The organism is Streptomyces sp. BI87 (assembly GCF_025957665.1).
Classification (GTDB): Bacteria; Actinomycetota; Actinomycetes; order Streptomycetales; family Streptomycetaceae; genus Streptomyces; species Streptomyces albidoflavus.
In genome coordinates this window covers 530,382-554,421 of sequence record NZ_CP110079.1, presented here as the reverse complement: position 1 = coordinate 554,421, position 24,040 = coordinate 530,382, and the positions used below count along the sequence as shown (strand labels likewise).

20 protein-coding genes and 1 pseudogene are annotated in these 24,040 nt (G+C 74.1%); 10 read left to right on the top strand and 11 right to left on the bottom strand.

Features of this window, described 5'->3' with window-relative positions; translation table 11 throughout:
* Nucleotides 1-33: 33 nt before the first annotated feature.
* The 3 genes from OIM89_RS02325 to OIM89_RS02315 form a co-directional block, all read right to left on the bottom strand.
* Nucleotides 34-1,266, bottom strand: a complete 1,233-nt coding sequence (locus tag OIM89_RS02325; RefSeq protein ID WP_030694932.1) for a glycoside hydrolase family 64 protein — start codon at nucleotides 1,264-1,266, stop codon at nucleotides 34-36.
* A gap of 350 nt (nucleotides 1,267-1,616) precedes the next feature.
* A complete protein-coding gene (locus tag OIM89_RS02320; protein WP_238470030.1) occupies nucleotides 1,617-2,765 on the bottom strand; it encodes a glycosyltransferase family 4 protein in 1,149 nt (382 codons plus the stop codon).
* Between the two features lie 64 nt (nucleotides 2,766-2,829).
* The gene (locus OIM89_RS02315; RefSeq protein ID WP_226964735.1) at nucleotides 2,830-4,113 is read right to left on the bottom strand and encodes a glycosyltransferase 87 family protein; all 1,284 of its coding nucleotides are present in this window, start codon (nucleotides 4,111-4,113) and stop codon (nucleotides 2,830-2,832) included.
* A 186-nt stretch (nucleotides 4,114-4,299) separates the two neighbouring features.
* Here OIM89_RS02315 and OIM89_RS02310 point away from each other — a divergent pair, with 186 nt between their 5' ends.
* The 4 genes from OIM89_RS02310 to OIM89_RS02295 all read left to right on the top strand — a co-directional run bounded on the left by OIM89_RS02310 (nucleotide 4,300) and on the right by OIM89_RS02295 (nucleotide 7,510).
* Nucleotides 4,300-5,628: a sensor histidine kinase gene (locus tag OIM89_RS02310; protein WP_257203670.1), complete on the top strand. Its 1,329-nt coding sequence runs from the start codon at nucleotides 4,300-4,302 to the stop codon at nucleotides 5,626-5,628.
* Entirely contained in the window at nucleotides 5,616-6,275 is a 660-nt protein-coding gene (locus OIM89_RS02305) for a response regulator (protein WP_030694936.1), read from the top strand. Before OIM89_RS02310 ends, OIM89_RS02305 begins: the two co-directional genes overlap by 13 nt.
* Before the next feature lie 120 nt (nucleotides 6,276-6,395).
* Nucleotides 6,396-7,199, top strand: a complete 804-nt coding sequence (locus OIM89_RS02300; protein ID WP_047466608.1) for a VOC family protein — start codon at nucleotides 6,396-6,398, stop codon at nucleotides 7,197-7,199.
* Between the two features lie 65 nt (nucleotides 7,200-7,264).
* The gene (locus OIM89_RS02295) at nucleotides 7,265-7,510 is read left to right on the top strand and encodes a WhiB family transcriptional regulator (RefSeq protein WP_003952039.1); all 246 of its coding nucleotides are present in this window, start codon (nucleotides 7,265-7,267) and stop codon (nucleotides 7,508-7,510) included.
* An 81-nt stretch (nucleotides 7,511-7,591) separates the two neighbouring features.
* Here OIM89_RS02295 and OIM89_RS02290 read toward each other — a convergent pair whose 3' ends face one another.
* From OIM89_RS02290 to OIM89_RS02270, 5 genes and pseudogenes are all read right to left on the bottom strand, one after another.
* Nucleotides 7,592-8,569 carry an acyl-ACP desaturase gene (locus OIM89_RS02290; protein WP_030694938.1) on the bottom strand — a complete coding sequence of 326 codons (978 nt, stop codon included), beginning with the start codon at nucleotides 8,567-8,569 and terminating at the stop codon, nucleotides 7,592-7,594.
* A gap of 206 nt (nucleotides 8,570-8,775) precedes the next feature.
* Nucleotides 8,776-10,406 (bottom strand): annotated as a pseudogene (locus OIM89_RS02285) (ABC-F family ATP-binding cassette domain-containing protein).
* A gap of 316 nt (nucleotides 10,407-10,722) precedes the next feature.
* Nucleotides 10,723-11,139, bottom strand: a complete 417-nt coding sequence (locus OIM89_RS02280) for an SsgA family sporulation/cell division regulator (RefSeq protein WP_023416026.1) — start codon at nucleotides 11,137-11,139, stop codon at nucleotides 10,723-10,725.
* A gap of 166 nt (nucleotides 11,140-11,305) precedes the next feature.
* Nucleotides 11,306-13,606, bottom strand: coding sequence for a protein translocase subunit SecD (gene secD, locus OIM89_RS02275; RefSeq protein WP_264490930.1), 2,301 nt, complete (start codon nucleotides 13,604-13,606; stop codon nucleotides 11,306-11,308).
* A gap of 144 nt (nucleotides 13,607-13,750) precedes the next feature.
* Nucleotides 13,751-14,224: a hypothetical protein gene (locus OIM89_RS02270; RefSeq protein WP_047466618.1), complete on the bottom strand. Its 474-nt coding sequence runs from the start codon at nucleotides 14,222-14,224 to the stop codon at nucleotides 13,751-13,753.
* 130 nt (nucleotides 14,225-14,354) lie between these two features.
* Between OIM89_RS02270 and OIM89_RS02265 the strand changes: the two genes are divergently transcribed.
* Nucleotides 14,355-15,161: a PTS sugar transporter subunit IIA gene (locus OIM89_RS02265; protein ID WP_030694942.1), complete on the top strand. Its 807-nt coding sequence runs from the start codon at nucleotides 14,355-14,357 to the stop codon at nucleotides 15,159-15,161.
* A gap of 17 nt (nucleotides 15,162-15,178) precedes the next feature.
* On the top strand, nucleotides 15,179-16,777 hold the full coding sequence (locus OIM89_RS02260) for a PTS ascorbate transporter subunit IIC (RefSeq protein WP_030694943.1): 1,599 nt from the start codon (nucleotides 15,179-15,181) through the stop codon (nucleotides 16,775-16,777).
* Between the two features lie 81 nt (nucleotides 16,778-16,858).
* Here the strand turns inward: OIM89_RS02260 and OIM89_RS02255 are convergent, their stop codons facing one another.
* Nucleotides 16,859-18,253: an NADP-dependent succinic semialdehyde dehydrogenase gene (locus OIM89_RS02255; protein WP_030694944.1), complete on the bottom strand. Its 1,395-nt coding sequence runs from the start codon at nucleotides 18,251-18,253 to the stop codon at nucleotides 16,859-16,861.
* A gap of 143 nt (nucleotides 18,254-18,396) precedes the next feature.
* Nucleotides 18,397-18,885 carry an NUDIX domain-containing protein gene (locus OIM89_RS02250; RefSeq protein ID WP_030694945.1) on the bottom strand — a complete coding sequence of 163 codons (489 nt, stop codon included), beginning with the start codon at nucleotides 18,883-18,885 and terminating at the stop codon, nucleotides 18,397-18,399.
* A gap of 61 nt (nucleotides 18,886-18,946) precedes the next feature.
* Here OIM89_RS02250 and OIM89_RS02245 point away from each other — a divergent pair, with 61 nt between their 5' ends.
* Nucleotides 18,947-19,672, top strand: a complete 726-nt coding sequence (locus OIM89_RS02245) for an endonuclease V (protein WP_195730084.1) — start codon at nucleotides 18,947-18,949, stop codon at nucleotides 19,670-19,672.
* A gap of 51 nt (nucleotides 19,673-19,723) precedes the next feature.
* On the opposite strand, the gene OIM89_RS02240 is transcribed toward OIM89_RS02245, so the two are convergent.
* On the bottom strand, nucleotides 19,724-20,176 hold the full coding sequence (locus tag OIM89_RS02240) for a DUF523 domain-containing protein (protein WP_030694947.1): 453 nt from the start codon (nucleotides 20,174-20,176) through the stop codon (nucleotides 19,724-19,726).
* 234 nt (nucleotides 20,177-20,410) lie between these two features.
* Here OIM89_RS02240 and OIM89_RS02235 point away from each other — a divergent pair, with 234 nt between their 5' ends.
* From OIM89_RS02235 to OIM89_RS02225, 3 genes are all read left to right on the top strand, one after another.
* The gene (locus OIM89_RS02235; protein WP_175458364.1) at nucleotides 20,411-21,529 is read left to right on the top strand and encodes a CaiB/BaiF CoA transferase family protein; all 1,119 of its coding nucleotides are present in this window, start codon (nucleotides 20,411-20,413) and stop codon (nucleotides 21,527-21,529) included.
* A 76-nt stretch (nucleotides 21,530-21,605) separates the two neighbouring features.
* On the top strand, nucleotides 21,606-22,748 hold the full coding sequence (locus OIM89_RS02230) for an acyl-CoA dehydrogenase family protein (RefSeq protein WP_030694949.1): 1,143 nt from the start codon (nucleotides 21,606-21,608) through the stop codon (nucleotides 22,746-22,748).
* 38 nt (nucleotides 22,749-22,786) lie between these two features.
* A complete protein-coding gene (locus OIM89_RS02225) occupies nucleotides 22,787-24,001 on the top strand; it encodes an acetyl-CoA C-acetyltransferase (protein WP_030694950.1) in 1,215 nt (404 codons plus the stop codon).
* Nucleotides 24,002-24,040: the final 39 nt, after the last annotated feature.

The following is a 24,040-nucleotide window of genomic DNA, read 5'->3' as shown; positions in this document are numbered from 1 at the left end:
ACCGCGTCCGGGCGCCGGGTGGTACCGCCGGGGTCAGGCGCCGACCCGCACGGTGAACCGCACCGGGTTGTCGTCGTGCGCCGCGCCGGAGACGTCGGGCTCCCCGTCCGGGCGCACGTCGTCGTAGGGGAAGGCGTACCCGATGGGCGAGTTGGCGTGGACCACGCGCGACCAGTGGTTGGTGACCGGGTCGCGGTAGTAGTCGTCCGCGCCGCCGCCCGGCTGGTCCGGGTGGGTCAGCAGGGTGCTGCGGTTGAAGCCGGCGGCGAGCCGGGCCAGCAGCCCCTTCTTCTCGTCCGAGTCGTTCGGGTTGTTGGTGAACGGGCCGTGGTCGCAGGTGAAGATGTCCCGCGAGACCGGCCGGACGAACTCGTGGCCGCCGTTGAAGGTCAGCACGTCACCCTGGACCCGGCCGGTGAAGACGCCCCGGCCGCCCTGGAGGTCGATCTTCAGGTCCTCGCCCGCGTACTTCTCCCAGACCTGGTCGATGTACGGCTCCCAGACGTCCTTGAACGGCATCTTGTCCGGCTCGCCGAACCACGGTGCCATGATGGCCTGCGGCGAGACCACCCGGAGCACCTTGCCGTCGTCGCCCCGGATGACCAGCTGGTCCCAGGGCTGTCCGTCGGCCTGGGCCTGCGCCTCCAGGTCGGCGGCGATCCGGTCCACGGCGCCATCGGGCATCGGGGCGACGTTGTGCGTCCCGTCGCCCTCCAGGGTGATGCCGATCGGCAGCGCGGTGACCAGGTCGACGTAGCTGATGTTCGAGTAGAGCTGCGTGGTGTTGAAGGTGAACTCGCAGAACGACCAGATGCGCCCGTAGTTGGGGTCGTCCGGCGAGGCGAAGGCGGGCTCGACCAGGGACGGGCCCGGGTTGAGGTAGAAGTCCAGGGTGTCGTCGCGGACGAAGTACACCCGGGAGCCGTACATCTGCGGCAGCGTCAGCACCAGCGGGTCGGAGCCGGCCGGCGGCAGCGGGATCGCGCAGTCGGCGGGCAGCGGGGTGTTGGGCTCGGCGGGGGAGTCCGGGCGGAAGACGCTGCCGTCGGCGCGGAGGATGATCCAGCGGTCCGTGGCCAGCTCGCGCCCGGTCACGTAGGCGTTGACCTGACCGGACAACGAGGTGTTCTCCAGCGCCAGTTCGCAGGTCTCCGGCGCCGCGGCCCCGGACCGGGTGGTGGCGGCGGAGAGCTGCGGGACACCGATGACGGCGGCGGCGCCGGCCGCGCCCGCGACACCGGTGAGGAACACTCTGCGTGAGATCACGGAAGCCTCCTGGCTCTGTGCGTGTGGGGGTACGCCGCAGGGCCGTGGGAGGAGTGGGGGGTGGCCGCTGCGGCTGGCCCCCACTGTTGCGGTGTGGAATGAACGCGTCAAGGGATGGGATTGAGAGCGCTCTCAGATTTTCCGAACGGCTGAAAGTCGCCGGTGTGAGGGGAGGGTGCGCGGCGCGGCGCCGGTGCCCTCCGGAGCGCTCGCCCAAGGCTCGGGGCGGGTTCCGTGCCCGGCCGGGTGGGCGTGCGCCGCGCGTCCTCACGACGGCCCGCGCGGCGGTGGCTTCCGGACCAGGGCGCCGCTCGCGTCCCCTCGCCCACACCCCCCACCCCGGCGTTGCCTCAGGAGGCCCCGGCGGGGTCAAGTCCCGGCGTGAGCAGGCGTGCCAGGTGTTCTGCGGAGGCGCCCCAGGTCCAGGACCGCTCGACCCAGCGCCGCCCTTCCCGGCCCATCGCCGCGCCCTGCGCGGTGGTCAGCATCCGCACCACCGCCGCCGCGACCGCCTCGACGTCCCGGCCGTCGACGACGGCGCCGGTGCGGCCGTCGAGTACCGCGTCCGGGGCCCCGCCGGAGTCGCCGACGACCACCGGCAGGCCGCTCGCCGCCGCCTCCAGATAGACGATTCCCAGCCCTTCGGCCTCCAGGCCGGCGCGACGGGTGCGGCAGGGCATGGCGAAGACGTCGGCGGCCGCGTAGACATCGGGTGTCCGGTCGTGCTCCACGCCGCCCGCGAAGACGACCGAGCCGGGCGGAGACGCAGCGGCCAGCCGCCGCAGCCGCCCCTCGTCCGGACCCTGGCCCACCAGCAGCAGGGCGGCCTCCGGCACGGCCCGCCGGATCTGCGGCAGAGCCCGTACGAGCACGTCCTGCCCCTTGCGGGGGACCAGCCGCGCCACGCTGAGAACGACCTTGCGGCCGCCGAGCCCGTACCGCTCCCGCACAGCGCGACCCCGCTCTCCCGCCGGGTCCGGACGGAAGGCGTCCACGTCGGCCCCGGGCACCAGCCGGCTGAGCCGGGCCCGCGGCCCCAGCGCCGGCGCGATCCGCTCGCGGGTGTACGCGCCGAGGTAGGTGACGGTGTCGGCGCTCTCTCCCACCCGCCGCAGCAGGCGCCGGGCGCCGGGCACCCGCGCCCACCAGATCTCGTGGCCGTGCGTGGTCGCCACGATCCGCTCGACCCCGGCCCGGCGCAACGCGGGCGCCATCGCCGCCAGCGGCGCCGCCGCCCCGAACCAGACGCGGTCCACGCCGTGTTCGCGGACCAGCGCGAGGACCCGTTCGGTGGTGCGCCGGGTCGGCAGCAGCATGCGGCTCCGGTCGCGTGAGACCGGGAACGGCAACGTGGCGTCGAAGGCGGCCGCACCCGGTTCGGACGAGGTGTGCACCACCACGTCGTTGCCCGGCACCCGGGTGGCCATGGCGTGGACGAAGGTCTCTATGCCGCCCTGACGCGGCGGAAAGTCGTTGGTGACGACGAGGGTGGTGCCCATGGTTGCTGCTCTCTTCCGGGAGGGAGGGGTACGCGGTCGGTGCGGGGCGTGGGGCCGTGCCCGCTCAGCGGCGGCCGGGCAGGGCGGCGGCGGGCACGTGGCGCGCCACGTGAGTGGCCTGCGGCAGCGCTGTCGGCCGCGTCGTGGGCGGTCCGCCTCGGCGCCGCGGCCCCGCTTGCGACCGGGCTCCCGGCAGCACGCCGGTGGCGAGCCGGGACCAGACGACCAGCAGGAGCGGCAGGGCGAAGTAGCCGAACCGCCCGGCCGGGGCGAAGAGGAAGGCCACACAGAGCCCCGCCGCCAAGCGGTCGGCGGCCGCGACGCAACCGGCCGGCGGACGGGTGACGAGCGAGACGGCGACCGCCACACCGCCGCAGACCAGCAGCAGGACGGCCGTGTACCGGCCGGCCGGGCCCAGCTCCGCCAGCAGACGCCCGGGGAGCGGGCTCGCCGCCGGTGTCGCGACCTCGGCCTGCCCGGTGGGGAAGGCGAAGACCTGCTCGACGAGCGCGCCCGGTGAGCGAAGGGCGACGGGCAGGACCAGCGCCACGACCCCGGCCGACCAGGCCGACGCGCACCGCAGCGCCTGCCTGGTCCCGTAACTCCCGGCGAGCAGCGCGGCGGCGACCGCGACGGCGGGCAGTGCCGTCCACTTCAGGGCGCAGGCGGCCGCCAGCGCGAGACCCGCCGCCCCGCCCCGTCCGCGTGCGGCGAGCGCGAGCCCCAGCCAGCACAGCCCGGCGAGCGGAAGGTCCACACCACTGACGCAGAGCGGGAACGCCACCAGCGGCGAGGCGATCAGCACCGCCAGAACGGTGGACCCACCCGGCGCGGCCACGTGCCCGGGACCCCCACGCCGCAGCACCGCCCGCCCGCCGACCAGGCAGAGCAGCAGCACCACCGCGCACCACAGCCGGGCATCGCCCAGGAGCCGCGCGACCGGACTGCCGTCGCCGAGCAGCGCGGCCGGAATCCCGAAGAGGGCCATGCCTGGCAGGTACGGGTTGTAGTCGGTGACGGCCTGAGGCTCCGCCAGATACGGCGTCCCGCTGTGCAGCAGCAACGCGGCCGAGCGCTGGATCACCCCGACCTCGCTCTGCCCCTCACCGGTGAGCAGCAGGTAGCCGAACGGCACCGCCACCGCGCCGGTCAGCGCGGACCCGAGGGCGACCGATCGGGCGCGCGGTCCGCGCAGCAGCCCGGCGGCGAGCGCCGCGCCCAGGTACCCGACGGCGGCGCTCGCGCCCCAGATCCGGTGCGGCGCCAGGGTGGAGAAGGCCACGAACCCGGCCGCCCACACCCCGGCCCCCGCCCACCCCGCGACCCACTTCACGGCTGCGCTCGTCACTGTTCCCCCTGTCGTCCGGCTCCCGTTCATTGCAGTCGGGAACGACAGCGGGGTCATGACGGCCAGGTCGACACCTCATGGTCGGGTTTCCCCTACCGACAGCCGCCGGCCGCTTGGCTAGAGTCCTTCACGATCACGGGGCAGGAGCGGCACGCGCCTGCGCGCACGAGGGAGTCCGGGGGACGGATGAACGGCACAACGGCGGAGCCTGACGGAGCCGTGGACTCGGACCTGCCCGCGCCCCGGCCCGCCGTCCGCGAGGCGCTCCGCCGGCCCGTACGGTTCCTGCTGTCGGCCTGGCCGCTGCGCTGCTGGCTCCACCTGCTGGGCGGGGTGCTGTCCGGTGCCGTGGTGCTGGTGGTCCTGGTCGTGGCCGTCTCGCTGGGCGTGGTGCTCTCGGTGATCGGGGTGGGTCTGCTGCTCCTGGTTGCCGTCCCGCTGCTCGGCATCCCGGTGGCGGCCGTGGAACGGCGTCGGCTGCGGCTGGTGGAGCCCGCCCGGCTCCCCGGTCCGCACTCACCGCCCGCCGCCGGTGGCCCGTGGCGGTGGCTGCGCCACCGGTTCGGCGAGCGCGCCACCTGGCGCGAACTCGGGTACGCCGTGCTCTCCTCGACCGCCTTCACCTGCGCCGGGCTCGGCGTGCTCGCGCTGACCGCCCTCGCGGCGATCCTGGTCCCGACCCCCGTGGTGGTGTGGGCGCTGGCCCCGGAGACCGTCATGGTGATCCCGGGCGAGGCCATAGGGAGCCCCCTCGCCGCCCTGCCGTTCACGGCACTCGGCGTCGCCGGGCTGGCCCTCGCCGCGTACGCCGCGGGCTGGCTGACCACGGCGCAGGTGCGGACGGCCTGGTTCCTGCTGGCCCCCCGCGACGACGGGATGACCCGGCGGGTCCACGAACTGACCCGTTCCCGGGTGCGGCTCGCCGACGCCTTCGAGGCCGAGCGACGCCGGATCGAACGCGACCTCCACGACGGCGCCCAGCAGCAACTGGTGGCGCTCACCATGACCTTGGGGCTCGCCGAGATGGAACTGGCCGGCACCGAATCCGAGGCCGCCGCCCTGGTGGCCCGGGGCCGGAAGGAGGCACTGCGCGCCCTCGGCCAGCTCCGCGAACTGATCCGGGGCATCCACCCCCAGGTGCTCACCGACCACGGGCTCGCCGCCGCCGTCGCCGAGATCGCCGAGCGCGTCCCCGTCCCGGTCGACGTCTCCATCGACCTGCCGCACCGGCTGCCCGCCCTGGTGGAGACGACCGCGTACTTCACGGTGACGGAGGCGCTGGCCAACGCGGCGAAGCACAGCGGGGCCACGGAGATAGGGATAGCGGGCAGGATGGCGGGGGACCGGCTCGTCCTGCTGATCACCGACGACGGCAGGGGCGGCGCCGATCCCGCCGCCGGCACCGGCCTGACGGGGCTCGCCGACCGCCTCGCGATCCTGCGGGGCCGGCTGTCGGTCTCCAGCCCGGCCGGCGGTCCGACTCAGCTCCGGGTGGAGGTCCCGTGCTCCGTGTAGTCCTCGCCGAGGACGCCGTCCTGCTCCGGGCGGGCCTCGTCGAGCTCCTCGACCGGAGCGGCCACCAGGTGGTGGCCGCCGTGGGCGACGCGCCTGCCCTGGCCCGCGCGGTCGAGGAGCACCGGCCCGACATCGTCCTCACCGACGTCCGCATGCCGCCCGGCTTCCGCGACGAGGGCCTGCGCGCCGCCCTGGAACTGCGCTCCCGCCACGAGAGGCTGCCCGTCCTGGTCCTCTCCCAGTACGTCGCGACCGCGTACGCCACCCAGCTGCTCGGCGGCGGACCGGGCACCGGCGGGCTCGGGTACCTCCTCAAGGACCGGGTGGGGGAGGTCTCCGAGTTCATGGACAGCCTCGGGCGGGTCGCCGCCGGGCAGACGGTCATCGACCCCGAGGTGGTCAGGGTGCTGCTGGCGCAGCGGACGGCGAGCCGGCCGCTCAACCGCCTCACCCCGCGCGAGCGCGAGGTGCTCTCGGTCATGGCGGAGGGGCGCTCCAACCGGTCCATCGCCCAGCGCCTGAACATCACCGAGGCGTCCGTGGTGAAGCACGCCGGCAACATCTTCATGAAGCTGGACCTCGACCCGGCCGAGGGCAACCGCCGGGTCCTCGCCGTCCTGGCCCACCTGCGCGGCGAGCGGGACTGAGCGGCCCGCTCCCGTTCGGCGCCTCCCGGGCGGCGCCCTCGGCACCCCGGTGCCAGACTCGCACCAGGACCACGCGAGGGGCCCGGTGACGACGGAGGGGCCCGACGAAGGAGCTCATCCATGCTCACCACCCGCTATGTCGACGGATCGCCGAACTGGCTCGACCTCGGCACCCCCGACCCCGGCGCGGCGACCTACTTCTACAGCGCCCTGTTCGGCTGGACCTTCCGCCCCTCCGAGCGGCCGGAGGCGAGCGGTTACGGCTTCTTCGAGCTGGACGGCCGGGTCGTCGCCGGTGCCATGCACATCTCCGTCGAGCAGGCGTCGCCCTCCTGGACCGTCTACTTCCGCACCTCCGACGCCGACGCCACCGCCGACGCGGTCCGCGCCGCCGGCGGCCACGTCGGCTTCCGGCCCATGGCCGTCTACGACCAGGGCCGCCTCGCCCTCTTCAGCGACCGCTCCGGCGCCTCCTTCGGCGCCTGGCAGCCCGGCGCCACCGAGGGCCTCGGCGTGGTCGGCGAGGACAACTCCCTCTGCTGGGTGGAGCACTACGGGCCGACCGTCGAGGACGCCGTCGACTTCTACCGCGCGGTCTACGGCTGGAACGTCTACGAGGTCCCGGCCCCGGGCGGCAGCTACACCACGCTGGGCCCCGCCGGGGAGGGCGAGGACCGCATGTTCGGCGGCGCCATCGACCTCGCCGAGCGCATCGAGCGCGGCTCCGCCGCCCACTGGCTGCCGTATTTCGCCGTCGACGACCCCGACGCGGTGTGCCGCCGTGCGCGGGAGCAGGGTGGCAGCGTACGAATGGAGCCGGCCGACCTGGAGGGGGTGGGCCGGCTCGCCAAGCTGAAGGACCCGTGGGGTGCGCGGTTCGCCGTGCTGAAGCCGCTTCCGCCGGAGTCCCGGCCCGACATGTAGGGCGCCGGGGGCGGCGTTGATCAGACGTTGATGAGACGTTTTTCCGTGCCCGTCATCATCGCTCCATGCGGATCGACAGCACGGCCGCGCACGATCTCGCCTGGCAGGAGCAGGCGCTGTGCGCACAGACCGGATCAGAGTTCTTCTTCCCCGAGCCGGGCAGCTCGGTACGTGAGGCCAAGCTCATCTGCGAGGCCTGCGACATGCGGGCGGCCTGCCTCTCCTACGCCCTCGCCCATGACGAGCGCTTCGGCGTGTGGGGCGGGCTCTCCGAGAAGGAACGCGAACGGATGCGGCGCGACAGACGCTGACCGTCTGCCGCCCCCGACGCCGCCCGCCCCGCCCGTACCGGCCGTAGCCGTACGGGCGGTGGCTTGTTCCGCGGCTCGAACTCAGCCCTTGGCGGCGCGCTCCCGCATCCGCGCCTTGCGGGCGGCGAGCCGCTCGTCGAACTTGGCGGCCTCGGCGTCCAGCCCGCCCATGTACAGACCCAGTTCCTCCTGCGCCTTCACGCCCTCCGGGCCGAGTCCGTCGATCTGCATGACCTTCAGGAACCGCAGCACCGGCTGGATCACGTCGTCGTGGTGGATACGCAGGTTGTAGACCTCGCCTATGGCCATCTGCGCCGCCGCCCGCTCGAAGCCGGGCATGCCGTGGCCGGGCATCCGGAAGTTGACCACCACGTCGCGGACGGCCTGCATGGTCAGGTCGGGCGCCAGCTCGAAGGCGGCGCCGAGCAGGTTCCGGTAGAAGACCATGTGCAGGTTCTCGTCGGTGGCGATCCGGGCCAGCATCCGGTCACAGACCGGGTCGCCCGACTGGTGGCCGGTGTTGCGGTGCGAGATGCGGGTGGCGAGCTCCTGGAAGGCGACGTACGCCACCGAGTGGAGCATCGAGTGCCGGTTGTCGGACTCGAACCCCTCGCTCATGTGGACCATCCGGAACCGCTCCAGCTCGTCCGGGTCGACGGCCCGCGAGGTCAGCAGGTAGTCCCGCATCACGATGCCGTGCCGGCCCTCCTCGGCGGTCCAGCGGTGCACCCAGGTGCCCCACGCGCCGTCGCGGCCGAAAAGCGAGGCGATCTCGTGGTGGTAGCTCGGCAGGTTGTCCTCCGTGAGGAGGTTGACGATCAGGGCTGTGCGGCCGATCGGCGTCACCTTCGACTGCTCCTTGTCCCACGCCTCGCCGTCCTCGTAGAAGCCGGGGAAGTTGCGGCCGTCGGACCAGGGCACGTACTCGTGCGGCATCCAGTCCTTGGCCACCTTGAGGTGACGGTTGAGCTCCTTCTCCACGACCTCCTCCAGCGCGTGCAGCAACTGGGCGTCGGTCCATCCGCCGGACGGGGCGAGGTGGGGTGTGGTGACGGTCATGCGGGACTCCTGGGGACGGGGAGTTCTTGCGATGATGCAACTTACGGGAACGTAGGTTACGAACCCGTAGGTTAAGGCCGCGGTAAAGAGCGACCGAAAGCGGGGTCGTGCAAACGTCTGTTTTCGGCCGAACGCGGGTGCGAGAAGGGCTCGCGGCCCCCGATTCCGGGGACCACGAGCCCTGTGTCAGGCTCTTCCGGCCCGTCTCAGCCCTTCAGCGCCTCCTCCACCTCCTCGGGCGCCAGCTCGCGCAGCTCGCCGTCGAGCAGCAGCCAGCGGGTGATCCCGAGCGAGCGCAGGAACGGCAGGTCGTGGGCGGCGACCAGCAGCGCCCCCCGGTACGCGGCCAGGGCCGAGGTGAGCTGCCGGACGCTCGCCAGGTCGAGGTTGTTGGTCGGCTCGTCCAGCATCAGCAGCTGCGGGGCCGGCTCCGCCAGCATCAGGGAGGCCAGCGCCGCCCGGAACCGCTCACCGCCGGAGAGGGTGCCCGCGAGCTGGTCGGCGCGGGCGCCCCGGAAGAGGAACCGGGCCAGCCGGGCCCGTACCTCGTTGCGGTCGCTGCCGGGAGCGGCCCGGGCCACGTTCTCGGCGACGCTCAGCCCCTCGTCGAGCACGTCCAGGCGCTGCGGGAGGAAGCGCAGCGGGACCTCGACGCGCACCTCGCCCGCCTGCGGCGCCAACTGGCCGGCGAGGGTGCGCAGGAGCGTCGTCTTGCCCGCCCCGTTCCGCCCCACCAGCGCGATCCGCTCCGGTCCCCGCACCTCGAAGGTGCGCTCGGCCGCGCCCCGTGCCGCAGCCGCAGCTTGTTCAGGGTCAGCACGGTCCGCCCGGCCGGGAGGGCGGTGGCGGGCAGGTCGACGCGGATCACCTCGTCGTCCCGGACCGCCTCCTCGGCCCTGTCGAGGCGTTGCCGGGCGGTGGCCAGCCGGCCCTCGTGCAGGGCGCGGTGCTTGCCCGCCGAGACCTGGGCGGCGCGCTTGCGGGCGTTCATGACGATCTTCGGCTCGCGCTTGGTGTCGCTCATCTTCTGCCCGTACCGCCGGCGTCTGGCCAGCGTGACCTGGGCTCCGGCCAGTTCGCGTCGCCGGCGCCGGACGTCGTTCCCGGCCGCCCGTACGGCCCGTTCGGCGGCCTCCTGCTCGGCGGCGACCGCCTCCTGGTAGGCGTCGTAGTTGCCGCCGTACCAGGTGACCTCGCCGTCGCGCAGCTCCGCGATGCGCTCGACGCGCGCCAGCAGCTCCCGGTCGTGGCTGACCACGACGAGGACGCCGGGGAAGGACTCGACGGCCGCGTAGAGGCGGTGGCGGGCCGCCAGGTCGAGGTTGTTGGTGGGCTCGTCCAGGAGCAGCCCCCCCGGCCGGGCCAGCAGCAGCGCGGTCAGCCGCAGCAGCACGGACTCGCCGCCGGACACCTCGCCGACGGTGCGGTCGAGGCCGATGTGGCCGAGGCCGAGGGAACCGAGGAGGGCCAGCGCGCGCTCCTCCACGTCCCAGTCGTCGCCGACGGTGGCGAAGTGGTCCTCGGTGGCGTCGCCCGCCTCGATGGCGTGCAGCGCGGCCCGGAGCTCGCGGATACCGAGCGCCTCGTCGACCCTCAGGGAGGTGTCGAGCGTGACGTGCTGCGGGAGGTGGGCCGGCTCGCCGGAGACCTGGACGGTGCCGGAGGAGGGTGTCAGCTCCCCGGCGGCGAGTTTGAGCAGGGTGGACTTCCCGCAGCCGTTGTCTCCGGTCAGGCCGGTGCGGCCGGGGCCGAAGGTGAGCTGGAGGCCGTCCAGCACGCGGGTGCCGTCGGGCCAGGAGAAACTGAGGTCGGCGCAGGTGAGCGCGGTGGTTGACATGAGGGCCTCGCGGTTGCTGACGCGTCGTCGTACGACGCGGAGGGAAGGGGGCAACGCGGAGGACAGCGCGGGCCGGTGGACCGGGAGCGCGCGCCGCGGCGGCCGTCAGGGCGGCGGGGCGGTCACGCGGGAGGGGCCGGACGAGCGGTGGGCTCGAACGCCGAGGTCACACGCGGCACGACGCACGCCGGGAACAGGGCGTACGGGCGGTGTCCAGGACCTCAGACGTACAACGGCCTACTCCGATCGGCGGCAACAGAAGCGCTCACGACGGTACGAGCGGGTGCGGGGGAGCGTCAACGGCTTTTCCCGCCGGTCAGCGCGTGTCGCGGATGAGCAGGGCGAGGTCCCGGTCGAGGTCGAGGTGGAGGTACTCGCGGCCCGGCGGCACCAGGGCGATCGTGCGGGCCGCGAACCGGCGCAGCTCCTCGGCGCGTACCCGCACCACGGCGGTGCCCTCCGGCGCGTGGAACTCCATCACCACCTGGTCCTCGCCGTGCGGCCGCAGCCGGACGTCGCCCATCCCGGCCTCGCCGGTCAGCCCCGCGGTGAGCAGGTCCCGGGCGAACGACCAGGTCACCTCGACCCCTTCCAGCGTCGAGCGCGCCGGAAAGGTCATGGTGACGGCGAACGGTTCGGTGCGGTCGTACCGCAGCCGCGCCGGAATGGTCGCCATACGTGGCGAGGCGGCGACGAGCTGCGCCTCGACGGACTGCTGGATGACGGTCTCCATGGTCCCCCCTGGGTCCTCAGGCCGTTGGGGCGGTCAGGCCCCGGCAGTCGGCTAGACGGTGGAACGGGGCAGTCCGTGCACAGGGAGTGGCGTGAGGTGCGTCACGTTCCGCGTCCTGGCGGCGGGGCGGGCGTCCGGCTCGCCCCGCCGCCGTGCGGGTGGTGCGTCAGACCACGGCCCCCGTGCCCTCCCGGACGCGCTTGCGGGGGCGGTCGGTCGAGGCCGCGGGGCCGCGACGCCGCTCCAGCCGTACCGCCAGCGGCATCGCGGTGAAGATGGTGGAGGCGATCCCCACGGTGATGCCGGCGAGGAGCGCCACCGCGAAGTCGGTCAGGGTGCCGCCGCCCGAGAGGGCCAGCGCCAGCAGGACGAAGACCGCGCCCAGACCGGTGTTGACGGTACGCGGCAGCGTCTGGCCCACCGCCAGGTCGCCCAGCGTCTCCCAGGGCGCACCGGGGCGGAGCCGGCGCAGCTCCCGCAGCCGGTCGAAGACGACCACGGTGTCGTTGACCGAGTAGCCGACCACGGTCAGCAGCGCCGCCAGGAAGACGCTGTCCACCGGCTTGCCCAGCCAGGCGAAGAGCCCCACCACCAGCAGCACGTCCTGCGCCATCGCGACCACGGCGGCCAGCGCCAGCGTCCCCCGGAACCGCACGGTGAGGTAGATGAGCTGGGCCCCGACCGCCACCGCCAGCGCCAGCACGGCCTTGTCCCGCAGCTCCGCCCCGAGGCTCGGGCCGACCAGGTCGTCCCGTTCGACGGTCACCTCGCCGCCGTGCTCGGCGAGCGCCGCCCGCACCCGCCGTTCCTCGGCGTCCTCCAGCGGCCCGGTGCGCACCGTCACCAGCGAGGCGCCGTCCTGGTCGGCGCGCTGCACCACCGCCTCGGGGAAGCCGGCCGCGCTCACGGCGGCCCGCGCGGTCTCGGCGTCCACCGGGCGTTCGGTGGCGTACTGGGTCTGGCGGCCGCCGGTGAACTCCACGCCCAGTTCCAGCCCGCGCACCCCGACCCCGGCCAGCGCCACCAGCAGCAGCCCGCCGGAGAGGAGCAGCCAGCGGCCGCTGGAGCGCATCAGCCGCGGCGGGCGCTGCTCCAGCCGGGTCCGCAGCCGCCCCTTGCCCGCCATCCCGGTGGCCTGCGGCCGCCGTCGCACCAGGCCCCGGCCCAGCGCCCAGTCGGCGAGGACCCGGGTGATGACCAGCGCCGAGACCATCGAGGCGAGCACGCCGACGGCCAGCGTCACCCCGAAGCCCTTCACGGGGCCGGTCGCCAGGGCGAAGAGCAGCCCGGCGGCGATCAGCGTGGTGACGTTGGAGTCGAGGACCGCGCTCCACGCCTTGGCGAAGCCGCGCGCCAGCGGCCGCCGCAGGTCCTTGGGCCGGCGGGACGCCTGGCCGTACTCCTCCCTGGCCCGCTCGAAGACGAGCACGTTGGCGTCGACCGCCATGCCGACGGCCAGCACGAACCCGGCGATGCCCGGCATGGTCAGCGTCGCGCCGAGTGCCACGATCGCGGCGTACGAGATCAGTCCGTACAGGGAGAGGGCGATCGTGGCGAGCAGGCCGAGGAGGCGGTAGACGGCGGTGATGAAGACGGCGGTGCAGGCGAGGCCGATCAGGGCCGCCCAGGCGCCCGCGCGGATGGCGTCGGCGCCGAGCGAGGGGCCGACGGTCGACTGCTCGACGATGTCCACCGGCAGCGGCAGGGCGCCGCCCTTGACCAGCGCCGCCAGTTCGCGGGCGCCCTCGGCGTCGAAACCGCCGGTGATCTGGGTGGAGCCGCCGGTGATGCCGGTGCCGCAGGGGACCGTCTCGCGCATGCCGGGTGCCGAGACGACCCGGTCGTCCAGGACGATCGCGACCCGGCGCCCGGGATCGCCGGGGGCGGCGCAGGCCGCCTCACCGGTCAGCTTGGTCCACGCCCCGGCCGCCTTCTTCTCGAAGGAGAGCGCGACCGCCCATCCCTCGCCGGAGGTGGCGTCGAAGTCCGGGCGGGCGTCGCTGACGCCCTCCCCGGTGAGGGCGGGCGGTCCCAGCTCCAGGAAGGCGTCGGGCCGTTCCGGGTCGGCGAGGGCGCGGGAGCCGTCCTCGGCCTGGGGCGCGGCCTTCCGGGCCTCGCCCTTCACGGGGTGGAAGGTGAGCTGGGCGGTACGGCCGATCACCTCGGCGGCCTCGCGGGGGTCCTGGACCCCGGGGAGTTCCACCACGATGCGGTCGGAGCCGGAGCGGACCAGTTGCGGTTCGGCGACGCCGAGCGCGTCGACCCGCTGCCGCAGCACCTCCAGGGCCCGGTCGGTCGACTCGGCGTCGGGGGTGCGGCCCTGCGCCTCCTGGGCCTGGAGAACGATCCGGGTGCCGCCGCTCAGGTCGAGGCCGAGGCGGGCGGGGGTGGTCAGGGCGAGGAAGAGGGACACGGCGACGACGGCGAACGCGATCAGCGCACGCCAGGCCGTGGCACGTCGGGACATGAGGGCTCCACGGACGGCCCGCACCACCCGGGGACCCCTCGGTCCTGTGTCCGGGCGCGCGAGCAGCGGTCAACGGCGGGACGGCGCGCGTCCGGCGAACCCGCGTACCGCGCGGGTACGGGTCTCAGGGCGCGAGCCGGGTCGTCAACTGCTCCGTGCGAAGGGCGGGCCCCGGGCCGACCAGGGGCCCGGTGCGGCACCGGGCGGCGCCCGTTCCTGGCGCGGCCGGTCCAGCGGGCGGCCGGGCGCGAGAGGCTGCTCCGGGCCGCCGGACGGCGCCGCCGCGAGGATCAGGAGCTGGGCCTCGCCCGGGTCCGGCGGTGCGGCGGGGGCGAGTTCGGCCTCCCCGGCGGCGTGCCCGTCGGCCCGCTCCCGCGCCGGGGCGTGCGCCCGTACCCACGCCGGGGTGTGGACGGCGCGTGGCGTGGGGAGGGCGCGTTCGGGGACGGCCGAGGGCGCCGGGGCGGCCTCCGGGCCGTGGCCGGCGGCGGGGGCCGAGGCCCCGGCCACGGAGAGGACCGCCGTCCAGACGGCGCAGACCAGCGCCAGTACGATCCGGGAGGCGGTGGCCGTGGGCCTGGGGAGCGGGACACCGTGGCGCGCGGACGGTTCCGCCATGTGCGCCACCCCCTCCCCGCCTCGGCCGAAACGCTCACCCTAGCCGACCCGCGAACCCGGCCCGCGACCTCCACACTTCCACCCCGGCAGCCACCGGGCCACGGGGCCTGAACCATGTCAGCATCGGGGCATGGTGGCACTGAGTGAGCTGATTCCCCCGGAGGCGATCCGGCTGGACGTGGCGGCCCCCGACTGGCGGGCCGCCGTCCGCGCGGCGGGCGACCTGCTGGTGGCGGAGGGGACGAGCACGGACGCGTACACCGACGAGATGATCCAGAACGTCGTCGACAACGGTCCCTACATCGTCATCGCCCCGGGCTTCGCCTTCGCCCACGCGCGCCCTTCACCCGCCGTCCGCAGAACGGGCATGTCGTGGGTGCGGCTGGCCGAGCCGGTGGAGTTCGGGCACGACGCCAACGACCCCGTCGACCTGGTCGTCGCCCTCGCCGCCCAGGACAGCGCCGCCCACACCGACGCGATGGCCGCCCTGGCCCGGCTGCTCGCCGACCCGGAGCAGCACGACCTGCTCCAGTCGGCCGCCACCCCCGAGGCGCTGCACGCCCTGCTGCGCGCCCACGACGGGGTGGAGGAACCCGCGACCGGGCCGGAGCCCGCGTCGGCGGCCCCCGCCGCCGGGCGCACCGGGACCGAGCAGCACAAGATCCTCACCGTCTGCGGCAACGGCGTCGGCACCAGCCTCTTCCTGAAGAACACCCTGGAGCAGGTTCTCGGCCGGTGGGGCTGGGACCGGCAGGTGTCGGTGGAGGCCACCGACACCATCTCGGCCAAGGGGAAGGCGTCCGAGGCGGTCGCCATCCTCACCTCCCGGGAGATCGCCCGGACCCTCGGGGACGTCGGCATCCCGGTGAAGGTGGTCCAGGACTTCACCAGCACCGACGAGGTCGACCACGTCCTCCGTGACACCTACGACGTATAAGGGAGGCGGCGAACCCCGTGGACTGGCTCGTATCCTTCGCGAAGTTCCTGGTCAACGAGATCCTCAGTGAACCCGCGTACCTGATCGGCATCATCACCGCCGTCGGCCTGATCGCCCTGCGCAAGAGCGTCGGGCAGATCCTCGGCGGCGCCATCAAGGCGACCCTGGGCTTCCTGCTCATCGGCGCCGGCGCCACCCTGGTCGTCGCCGCGCTCGCCCCGCTCGGCGACATGATCCAGGGCGCGACCGGCGCCCAGGGCGTCATCCCCACCAACGAGGCCATCGTCGGCATCGCCCAGGCGGAGTACGGCTCCCGGGTGGCGTGGCTGATGATCCTCGGCTTCGCCGTCGGCCTGCTGCTCGCCCGCTTCACCCCGCTGCGGTACGTCTTCCTCACCGGTCACCACATGCTCTTCATGGCGACCCTGCTGACCATCGTCCTCGCCACCGCCGGGCAGCCGTCCTGGCTGGTCGTGGTCGTCGGCGGCGTGCTGCTCGGCATCATGCTGGTCGCGATGCCCGCACTGGCCCACCCCTGGACCAAGCGGGTGACCGGCAACAACACCGTGGCCATCGGCCACTTCGGGACCGCCGGCTACATCGCGGCGGGCGCCACCGGCCAGCTCGTCGGCAAACGCAGCCGCAGCACGGAGGACATGAACCTCCCCGAGGGGCTGCGCTTCCTGCGCGACTCGATGGTGGCCACCGCCCTGTCGATGGTCCTCATCTACCTGATCGTGGCCGTCCTCTACCTGATCAAGGCCGGCAAGGAGACCGCGTACGCCGTCTTCGGCACCGGTGGCGGCGAACCGGCGGCGGGCATCGGCGAGTACCTGATGCAGTCCGTCATGCAGGGCCTCCAGTTCGGCATCGCCGTCGCCGTGATCCTCTTCGGCGTCCGCACCATCCTCGGCGAACTCGTCCCCGCCTTCCAGGGCATCGCCAAGAAGATCGTCCCCGGCGCCGTCCCCGCCCTGGACGCCCCGATCGTCTTCCCCTACGCGCAGAACGCCGTGCTCGTCGGCTTCATCTCCAGCTTCATCGGCGGCCTGGTCAGCCTCGCCCTGCTCGCCTGGGTCTTCGAACCCGCCTTCGGCCTCGCCCTGGTCCTGCCGGGCCTGGTGCCGCACTTCTTCACCGGCGGCGCGGCCGGGGTCTACGGCAACGCCACCGGCGGGCGGCGCGGCGCGGTCCTCGGCGCCTTCGTCAACGGCGTCCTCATCACCTTCCTCCCCGCCCTGCTGCTGAAGGTCCTGGGCGCCTTCGGCGAGGAGAACACCACCTTCGGCGACGCCGACTTCGGCTGGTTCGGCGTGGTCGTCGGCAACGCCGCCAAGCTCGGATCCACCCCCGGCCTCATCGTGATGCTCGCCTTCGGCGCGGTCATCCTCGCCGGGGCCATCCTCGTCCAGAAGCGCGTGGTGGAGGCCGGCTGGGACCCGGGCGCCCGCCGCGACGCCCTGCTCCCGCCCTCGGAGACCGCCGGCGACGACCCGATGGGCGGCGTCGACAGCGCCCGCGAGGGCGTCGGCGACGGCGGCCCGGTCCGCACCCGGGCCCGCATCGCGCCGCCCCGGGGCGCGCCCAAGCCGCCCCCGCCGCCGGGGGAGGGGTGACACCGTCCCAGCACCGCGCGAACAGGGGCGCCCCCGTCCACGGCGGACGGGGGCGCCCCTGTTCGCGTCACGCGGGCCGGATCAGTCCGCCTCCCACACCGTCGTCACGTTGCAGAACTCGCGGATGCCCTCGGCGGCCAGCTCCCGGCCGTACCCGGAGCGCTTGATGCCGCCGAAGGGGAGCCCGGGGTGCGAGGCGGTCATGCCGTTGACGAAGACGCCGCCCGCCTGAAGGTCCCGCACGCAGCGGTCGATGTCGTGCCGGTCGCGGGTCCAGACGTTGGAACTCAGCCCGAAGGAGCTGTCGTTGGCCAGCTTCACCGCCTCGTCCAGGCTGCCCACCCGGTACACCGTCGCCACCGGGCCGAACGCCTCCTCGCGGTGGATGCGCATGGAGGCGTCCACTCCGGCCAGCACCGTCGGCGCGTAGAACCAGCCCCGGTCCTCGTACCCGTCGGGGCGGCCGCCGCCGCACAGTACCGCCGCGCCGTGCTCCACCGCGTCGTCCACCAGCTCGGCGAGGTCGCTGCGGCCCTGCTCGCTGGAGAGCGGGCCGACGTCGGTGGTGTCGTCCATCGGGTCGCCCACCCGCAGGGCCCGCATCCCCTCCGCGAACCGCTGGGTGAACGCGTCGTACACCTCGGTGTGCACGATGAACCGCTTGGCGGCGATGCAGGACTGGCCGTTGTTCTGCACCCGCGCGGTCACCGCCGTCCTCGCCGCCCGCTCGACGTCGGCCGAGGGCAGCACCAGGTACGGGTCGCTGCCGCCCAGCTCCAGCACCGTCTTCTTGATCTCGTCGCCCGCCACCGAGGCCACCGACCGCCCGGCCGGCTCACTGCCGGTCAGGGTCGCCGCCACCACCCTCGGGTCGCGCAGGATCGCCTCGACCGCGCCGGAGCCGATCAGCAGTGTCTGGAAGCAGCCCTCCGGGTACCCGGCCCGGCGGAAGAGAGCCTCCAGGTAGAGCGCGGTCTGCGGCACGTTCGAGGCGTGCTTCAGCAGCCCCACGTTGCCCGCCATCAGCGCGGGAGCGGCGAACCGGATCACCTGCCACAGCGGGAAGTTCCACGGCATCACCGCCAGCACCGGTCCCAGCGGCCGGTACACCACCCGGGCCCGCGCCGCCCCCGAGTCCGCCACGTCGGCCTGGTCCGGGTGCTCGTCGGCGAGCAGCCCTTCCGCCCGGTCGGCGTACCAGCGCATCGCCTTCACGCACTTGGCCGCCTCCGCCCGGGCGGAGGCCACCGTCTTGCCCATCTCCAGGGTCATGGTGCGGGCGATCTCCGGGATGTCCTCCTCCAGCAGATCCGCCGCCCGGTGCAGCAGCCGCGCCCGGTCCGCGAACGAGGTCAGCCGGTGCTCGCGGTACGCCTCCTCGGCCCGCACCAGCCGCTTCTCGATCTCCTCGGACGTCAGCGCCTCGAACGTCCTCAGGGTCTCCCCGGTCGCCGGATTCACCGTCGCGATCGCCATGCCCACACCTCTCGCTCCGGTACGCCGCGATCTGGGCGCGGCGTACGTCCACTCCAACCTGCCGCCCGCCCACGGACCCCGCAAACGGACACGGGGGCCGCGCACGCGACCCCCGCCCAGCCCCGTGCCCCCGCCCCCGGCCTCTACACCCCGGCCACGCCCTCCTCCTCGGCGAGCCCCGCCACCAGCCGCTCCACGAAGGCCCGCTGCGCCACCACCAGCAGCGCCCGGGCCCGTCCCGGCGGCCACCACGCCACCCGGTCCAGCTCCGGGAACTCCCGGGTACGGCCCGAGCCGCGCGGCCACTCCAGGGTGAAGGTGCCCGGAACCACCGTCTCCGGATCGAGGTCCGCCTCCACCGCCCAGGCCGTCACCGTCTTGCCCCCGCTCTGCCGCACCTCGCCCAGTTCCCGCGCCGGCCCCTCCGGCGGCGCCAGCCCCAGCTCCTCCCGGAACTCCCGCCGCGCCGCGTGCCAGGCGTCCTCGTCCTCGGCGTACTCGCCCTTCGGCACCGTCCACGCGCCGGTGTCCTGGCGCGCCCAGTAGGGCCCGCCCATGTGCCCGAGCAGGACCTCGATGCCGTCCGGCACCCGCCGGTACAGCAGCAGACCCGCACTGCGCCGTCCACCCATCCGCCCAGTCTGGCCGACCCGCCGCCACCTCGCCTGCCCACACCGCGTACCCTCACCGCCCATGCGCGCCCGTCCCGCCCCCGCCGCCGTCACCGTTCCCGCCGACTGGCCCGCCACCGAGGCCGAGGCCCGGGCCGTGCAGGACACCCTGCGCGTCCGCGTCGACCTGACCGGCCCCGGCCCCGAGGTGGGCGCCGGCACCGCCACCGGTGTGGACGTGGCCTACGACGACGCGCGCGGCCTGGTCGCCGCGGCCGCCGTCGTCCTGGACGCCGCCACCCTGGAGGTGGTCGAGGAGGCCACCGCCGTCGGCCCGGTCTCCTTCCCGTACGTCCCCGGGCTCCTCGCCTTCCGCGAACTGCCCGCCGTCCTCGCCGCCCTGGCCGCCCTCACCGCCCCGCCGGGCCTGGTCGTCTGCGACGGTTACGGCGTGGCCCACCCGCGCCGCTTCGGCCTCGCCAGCCACCTCGGGGTCCTGACCGGCCTCCCGGCCGTCGGCGTCGCCAAGAACCCCTTCACCTTCACCTACGAGCCCCCAGGCGACCGGCGCGGCGACCAGACCCCGCTCACCGACGGCACCGAGGAGGTCGGCCGCGCCCTCCGCACCCGCACCGCCGTCAAACCCGTCTACGTCTCCACCGGCCACGGCGTCCCCCTCGACCGCGCCGTCGCCCACACCCTCCACCTCGCCCCCGCCTACCGCCTCCCCGAGACCACCCGCCACGCCGACGCCCTCTGCCGCGCCGCGCTCAAGGCCGCCGTGACCGGGGGAGCGGCCCGGGACTGAGCCTCAGGCCAGGGCGGCTCAGCCCTCTGCCCCCGGGGCGCCACAGACCCCTCAGACCCCGGGCGCCCGCCGTACCGCGATCCCGTTCCGCTCCAGCAGCGCCGCCGTCACCCCGTCCCCGGGCACCAGCACCCCACGGAACTCGCCGTCGTACACCTCACCCCGCCCGCACGAGGGACTGCGCGGCATCAGTACCGCCTCCGCACACCCGGCCCGTCGCGCGGCGTCGAGCGCCCGGTGTGCCCCCGCCACGAACGCCTCGGTCACCTCCACCCCGTTCACATCCACCACCCGGGCCCGCCCGTCCAGCACGTCGTACCCGTCCCCACCCACCAACTCGGCAGCGGCCCGAGGAGTACCAAGCCCACCCGCCTGCTCCGGACAGAACGCCACCACCCGCCGCCCCGCCAACGCCTCGTCAACCCCCCGCACCGCCTTGTCCCGCCCGTCGAACCGACAGGGCACACCCCGCAGACAGGCGCTGACCAGCACAGGAGGGTCCACCGGTTCATCAGTCACCGGTCCAGCGTAAAGCCCCCGACGGCAGCCCGGCCGACCCCCAAGCCAGCCCCGCCCCCAACAACCAGCCCGGCCGGCGCCTGAGGCCATCCGGGCAGCTCCCGGAATTGAGCTGAGCGCTTGCTTTCCAGGGCTTGTGGCCCGGGCCCCCCGTCCATAACATCGACACTGTTACATCAGTTGTGTCACAAGGTCGGCGCGCGACGGAGCGAGGAAGACATGACGGACACGGCCACGACCGGCCCCCTGCACGGCGTCCGGGTGGTGGAACTGGCGGGCATCGGCCCGGGCCCGTTCGCCGCGATGCTCCTGGCCGACCTCGGAGCCGACGTGGTCCGCGTCGACCGCCCCGGCGGCGCCGGCCTCGGCATCGACCCCGCCCTGGACCTCACCAACCGCAACAAGCGCTCCGTCCTGGTCGACCTCAAGGCCGAGGACGGCGCCGCCCGCGTCCTGGACCTGGTGGAGCGCGCCGACATCCTCGTCGAGGGATACCGCCCGGGCGTCGCCGAACGCCTCGGCATCGGCCCCGACGCCTGCCTCGCCCGCAACCCCCGCCTGGTCTACGGCCGGATGACCGGCTGGGGCCAGGAAGGCCCGCTCGCCGACCGCGCCGGACACGACATCGGCTACATCGCCGTCACCGGCGCCCTCGGCCTGGTCGGCGAGCCCGACGCACCCCCGGCCGTCCCCGCCAACCTGGTCGGCGACTACGCGGGCGGCTCCCTCTACCTCGTCACCGGCGTCCTCGCCGCCCTCCACCACGCCCGCGCCCACGGCACCGGCCAGGTGGTCGACGCCGCCATCGTGGACGGCACCGCCCACCTCACCACCATGATCCACGCCATGTTCGGCGCGGGCGTCTGGCAGGACCGCCGCCGCAGCAACCTCCTCGACGGCGGCGCCCCCTTCTACGGCTGCTACGCCACCGCCGACGGCGGCCACGTGGCGGTGGGCGCCCTGGAGCCCCGGTTCTACGCCGAGTTCGCCCGCGTCCTCGGCCTGCCCGAGGACACCCCGGACCAGTTCGACCTGGCCCGCTGGGACGAACTGCGCGAGGCGGTCACGGCCCGCTTCGCCACCCGTACCCGCGAGGAGTGGACCGAGCTGTTCGCCGGCACCGACGCCTGCGTCGCCCCCGTCCTCTCCCTCGCCGAGGCGGCCGGTCACCCGCACCTCGCCGCCCGGGAGACCTTCACCACCCACGAGGGCCGCGTCCAGCCCGCCCCGGCCCCCCGCTTCTCCGCCACCCCGACCGCCGTCCGCACCGGCCCCGCGCTCCCCGGCGCCGACACCGCCGAGGTCGCCCGCGACTGGGGCCTCGGCAGCCCCCGCTGACGTACCGGCACCCCCCTCCGCACACCGACCACGGCGGGACCCGACCCGCGACCCCGCGCCCCAGGAGGCACCGAGCATGGAACGGCAGATCTACAGCGCCGAGCACGAGGCGTTCCGCGACACCGTCCGCACCTTCCTCGCCAAGGAGGTGCTGCCCCACTACGACCAGTGGGAGCAGGACGGCATCACCAGCCGCGCCGCCTGGCTCGCCGCGGGCCGCCAGGGCCTGCTGGGCCTCGCCGTCGACGAGGAGTACGGCGGCGGGGGCAACCCCGACTTCCGCTACAGCGCGGTCCTCGGCGAGGAGTTCGCCCGTGCCGGGGTGCCCGGCCTCGCCATCGGCCTGCACAACGACATCGTCGGCCCGTACCTCACCGGCCTCGCCACCGAGGAGCAGAAGCGCCGCTGGCTGCCCGGCTTCTGTTCGGGCGAGACCATCACCGCCATCGCCATGACCGAGCCCGGCGCGGGCTCCGACCTCCAGGGCATCCGCACCACCGCCGAGGACCAGGGCGACCACTTCCTGCTCAACGGCGCCAAGACCTTCATCTCCAACGGCATCCTCGCCGACCTCGTGGTGGTCGCCGCCAAGACCACCCCCGAGGGCGGCGCCCACGGCCTCTCCCTGCTGGTGGTGGAGCGCGGCGCCGAAGGATTCGAGCGCGGCCGCAACCTCGACAAGATCGGCCAGAAGTCCCAGGACACCGCCGAGCTGTTCTTCCACGACGTCCGCGTCCCCAAGGAGAACCTGCTGGGCGAACGGGACGGCGCCTTCCTCCACCTGATGACCAATCTGGCCCAGGAGCGGATGGCCATCGCGGTGGCCGCCATCACCGCCGCCGAGCACCTGGTGGAGATCACCTCCACCTACGTCAAGGAGCGCGAGGCCTTCGGCCGCCCGCTCTCCCGCCTCCAGCACATCCGCTTCGAGATCGCCGAGATGGCCACCGAGTGCGCCGTCACCCGCGCCTTCCTCGACCGTTGCATCGCCGACCACGCCGAGGGGAAGCTCGACGCGGTGCACGCCTCGATGGCCAAATGGTGGGCCACCGAACTCCAGAAGCGCACCGCCGACCGCTGCCTCCAGCTCCACGGCGGCTACGGCTACATGAACGAGTACCCCGTCGCCAAGGCCTTCACCGACGGGCGCATCCAGACCATCTACGGCGGGACGACCGAGATCATGAAGGAGATCATCGGCCGCTCCCTGCTGGGCTGACCGGCCCGCCGCTCCGCACTCCCCGAAAGGCTCAAGTCTTGACCACCGAAGCGTACGTCTACGACGCGATCCGCACCCCGCGCGGTCGCGGCAAGGCCAACGGCTCCCTGCACGGCACCAAGCCGATCGACCTCGTCGTCGGCCTCATCCACGAGATCCGCGCCCGTTTCCCGGGCCTCGACCCGGCCGCCGTGGACGACATCGTCCTCGGCGTGGTCAGCCCCATCGGCGACCAGGGCTCCGACATCGCCCGGATCGCGGCCATCGCCGCCGGGCTGCCGGACTCCGTCGCGGGCGTCCAGGAGAACCGCTTCTGCGCCTCCGGCCTGGAGGCCGTCAACCTGGCCGCCGCCAAGGTCCGCTCCGGCTGGGAGGACCTGGTCCTGGCGGGCGGCGTCGAGTCGATGTCCCGCGTCTCCATGGGCTCGGACGGCGGCGCCTGGGCGATGGACCCGATGACCAGCTTCGAGACCGGCTTCGCCCCCCAGGGCATCGGCGCCGACCTCATCGCCACCATCGAGGGGTTCAGCCGCCGCGACGTCGACGAGTACGCCGCCCTCTCCCAGGAGCGCGCCGCCACCGCCTGGAAGGAGGGCCGGTTCGCCCGCTCGGTCGTGCCCGTCCGCGACCGCAACGGCCTGACCGTCCTCGACCACGACGAGCACCTGCGGCCCGGCACCACCGCCGACTCCCTCGCCGCCCTCAAGCCGTCCTTCGCGGGCATCGGCGACCTCGGCGGCTTCGACGCCGTGGCGCTCCAGAAGTACCACTGGGTCGAGAAGATCGACCACGTCCACCACGCGGGCAACTCCTCCGGCATCGTCGACGGCGCCTCCCTGGTCGCCGTCGGCAGCCGCGAGACCGGCGAGCGGTACGGCCTGACCCCGCGCGCCCGGATCGTCTCCGCCGCCGTCTCCGGCTCCGAGCCCACCATCATGCTGACCGGCCCCGCCCCCGCCACCCGCAAGGCGCTCGCCAAGGCCGGGCTGACCATCGACGACATCGACCTCGTCGAGATCAACGAGGCGTTCGCCGGTGTGGTGCTGCGCTTCGTCAAGGACATGGGGCTCAGCCTGGACAAGGTCAACGTCAACGGCGGCGCCATCGCGCTCGGCCACCCCCTCGGCGCCACCGGCGCGATGATCCTCGGCACCCTCATCGACGAACTGGAGCGGCAGGACAAGCGGTACGGCCTCGCCACCCTCTGCGTCGGCGGCGGCATGGGCGTCGCCACCATCGTCGAACGCCTCTGATCCGCCCGCGCCCCCGCCCTTCCGCCCGCCTTACGGAGC

Excerpts from the sequence above, each read along its gene's own strand:
- OIM89_RS02320 (WP_238470030.1), bottom strand. The coding sequence starts at position 2,765 with ATGGGCACCACCCTCGTCGTCACCAACGACTTTCCGCCGCGTCAGGGC.
- OIM89_RS02310 (WP_257203670.1), top strand. The coding sequence starts at position 4,300 with ATGAACGGCACAACGGCGGAGCCTGACGGAGCCGTGGACTCGGACCTG.
- OIM89_RS02300 (WP_047466608.1), top strand. The coding sequence starts at position 6,396 with ATGCTCACCACCCGCTATGTCGACGGATCGCCGAACTGGCTCGACCTC.
- OIM89_RS02295 (WP_003952039.1), top strand. The coding sequence starts at position 7,265 with ATGCGGATCGACAGCACGGCCGCGCACGATCTCGCCTGGCAGGAGCAG.
- OIM89_RS02290 (WP_030694938.1), bottom strand. The coding sequence starts at position 8,569 with ATGACCGTCACCACACCCCACCTCGCCCCGTCCGGCGGATGGACCGAC.
- OIM89_RS02280 (WP_023416026.1), bottom strand. The coding sequence starts at position 11,139 with ATGGAGACCGTCATCCAGCAGTCCGTCGAGGCGCAGCTCGTCGCCGCC.
- secD (WP_264490930.1), bottom strand. The coding sequence starts at position 13,606 with ATGTCCCGACGTGCCACGGCCTGGCGTGCGCTGATCGCGTTCGCCGTC.
- OIM89_RS02270 (WP_047466618.1), bottom strand. The coding sequence starts at position 14,224 with ATGGCGGAACCGTCCGCGCGCCACGGTGTCCCGCTCCCCAGGCCCACG.
- OIM89_RS02265 (WP_030694942.1), top strand. The coding sequence starts at position 14,355 with ATGGTGGCACTGAGTGAGCTGATTCCCCCGGAGGCGATCCGGCTGGAC.
- OIM89_RS02255 (WP_030694944.1), bottom strand. The coding sequence starts at position 18,253 with ATGGCGATCGCGACGGTGAATCCGGCGACCGGGGAGACCCTGAGGACG.
- OIM89_RS02250 (WP_030694945.1), bottom strand. The coding sequence starts at position 18,885 with ATGGGTGGACGGCGCAGTGCGGGTCTGCTGCTGTACCGGCGGGTGCCG.
- OIM89_RS02245 (WP_195730084.1), top strand. The coding sequence starts at position 18,947 with ATGCGCGCCCGTCCCGCCCCCGCCGCCGTCACCGTTCCCGCCGACTGG.
- OIM89_RS02235 (WP_175458364.1), top strand. The coding sequence starts at position 20,411 with ATGACGGACACGGCCACGACCGGCCCCCTGCACGGCGTCCGGGTGGTG.
- OIM89_RS02230 (WP_030694949.1), top strand. The coding sequence starts at position 21,606 with ATGGAACGGCAGATCTACAGCGCCGAGCACGAGGCGTTCCGCGACACC.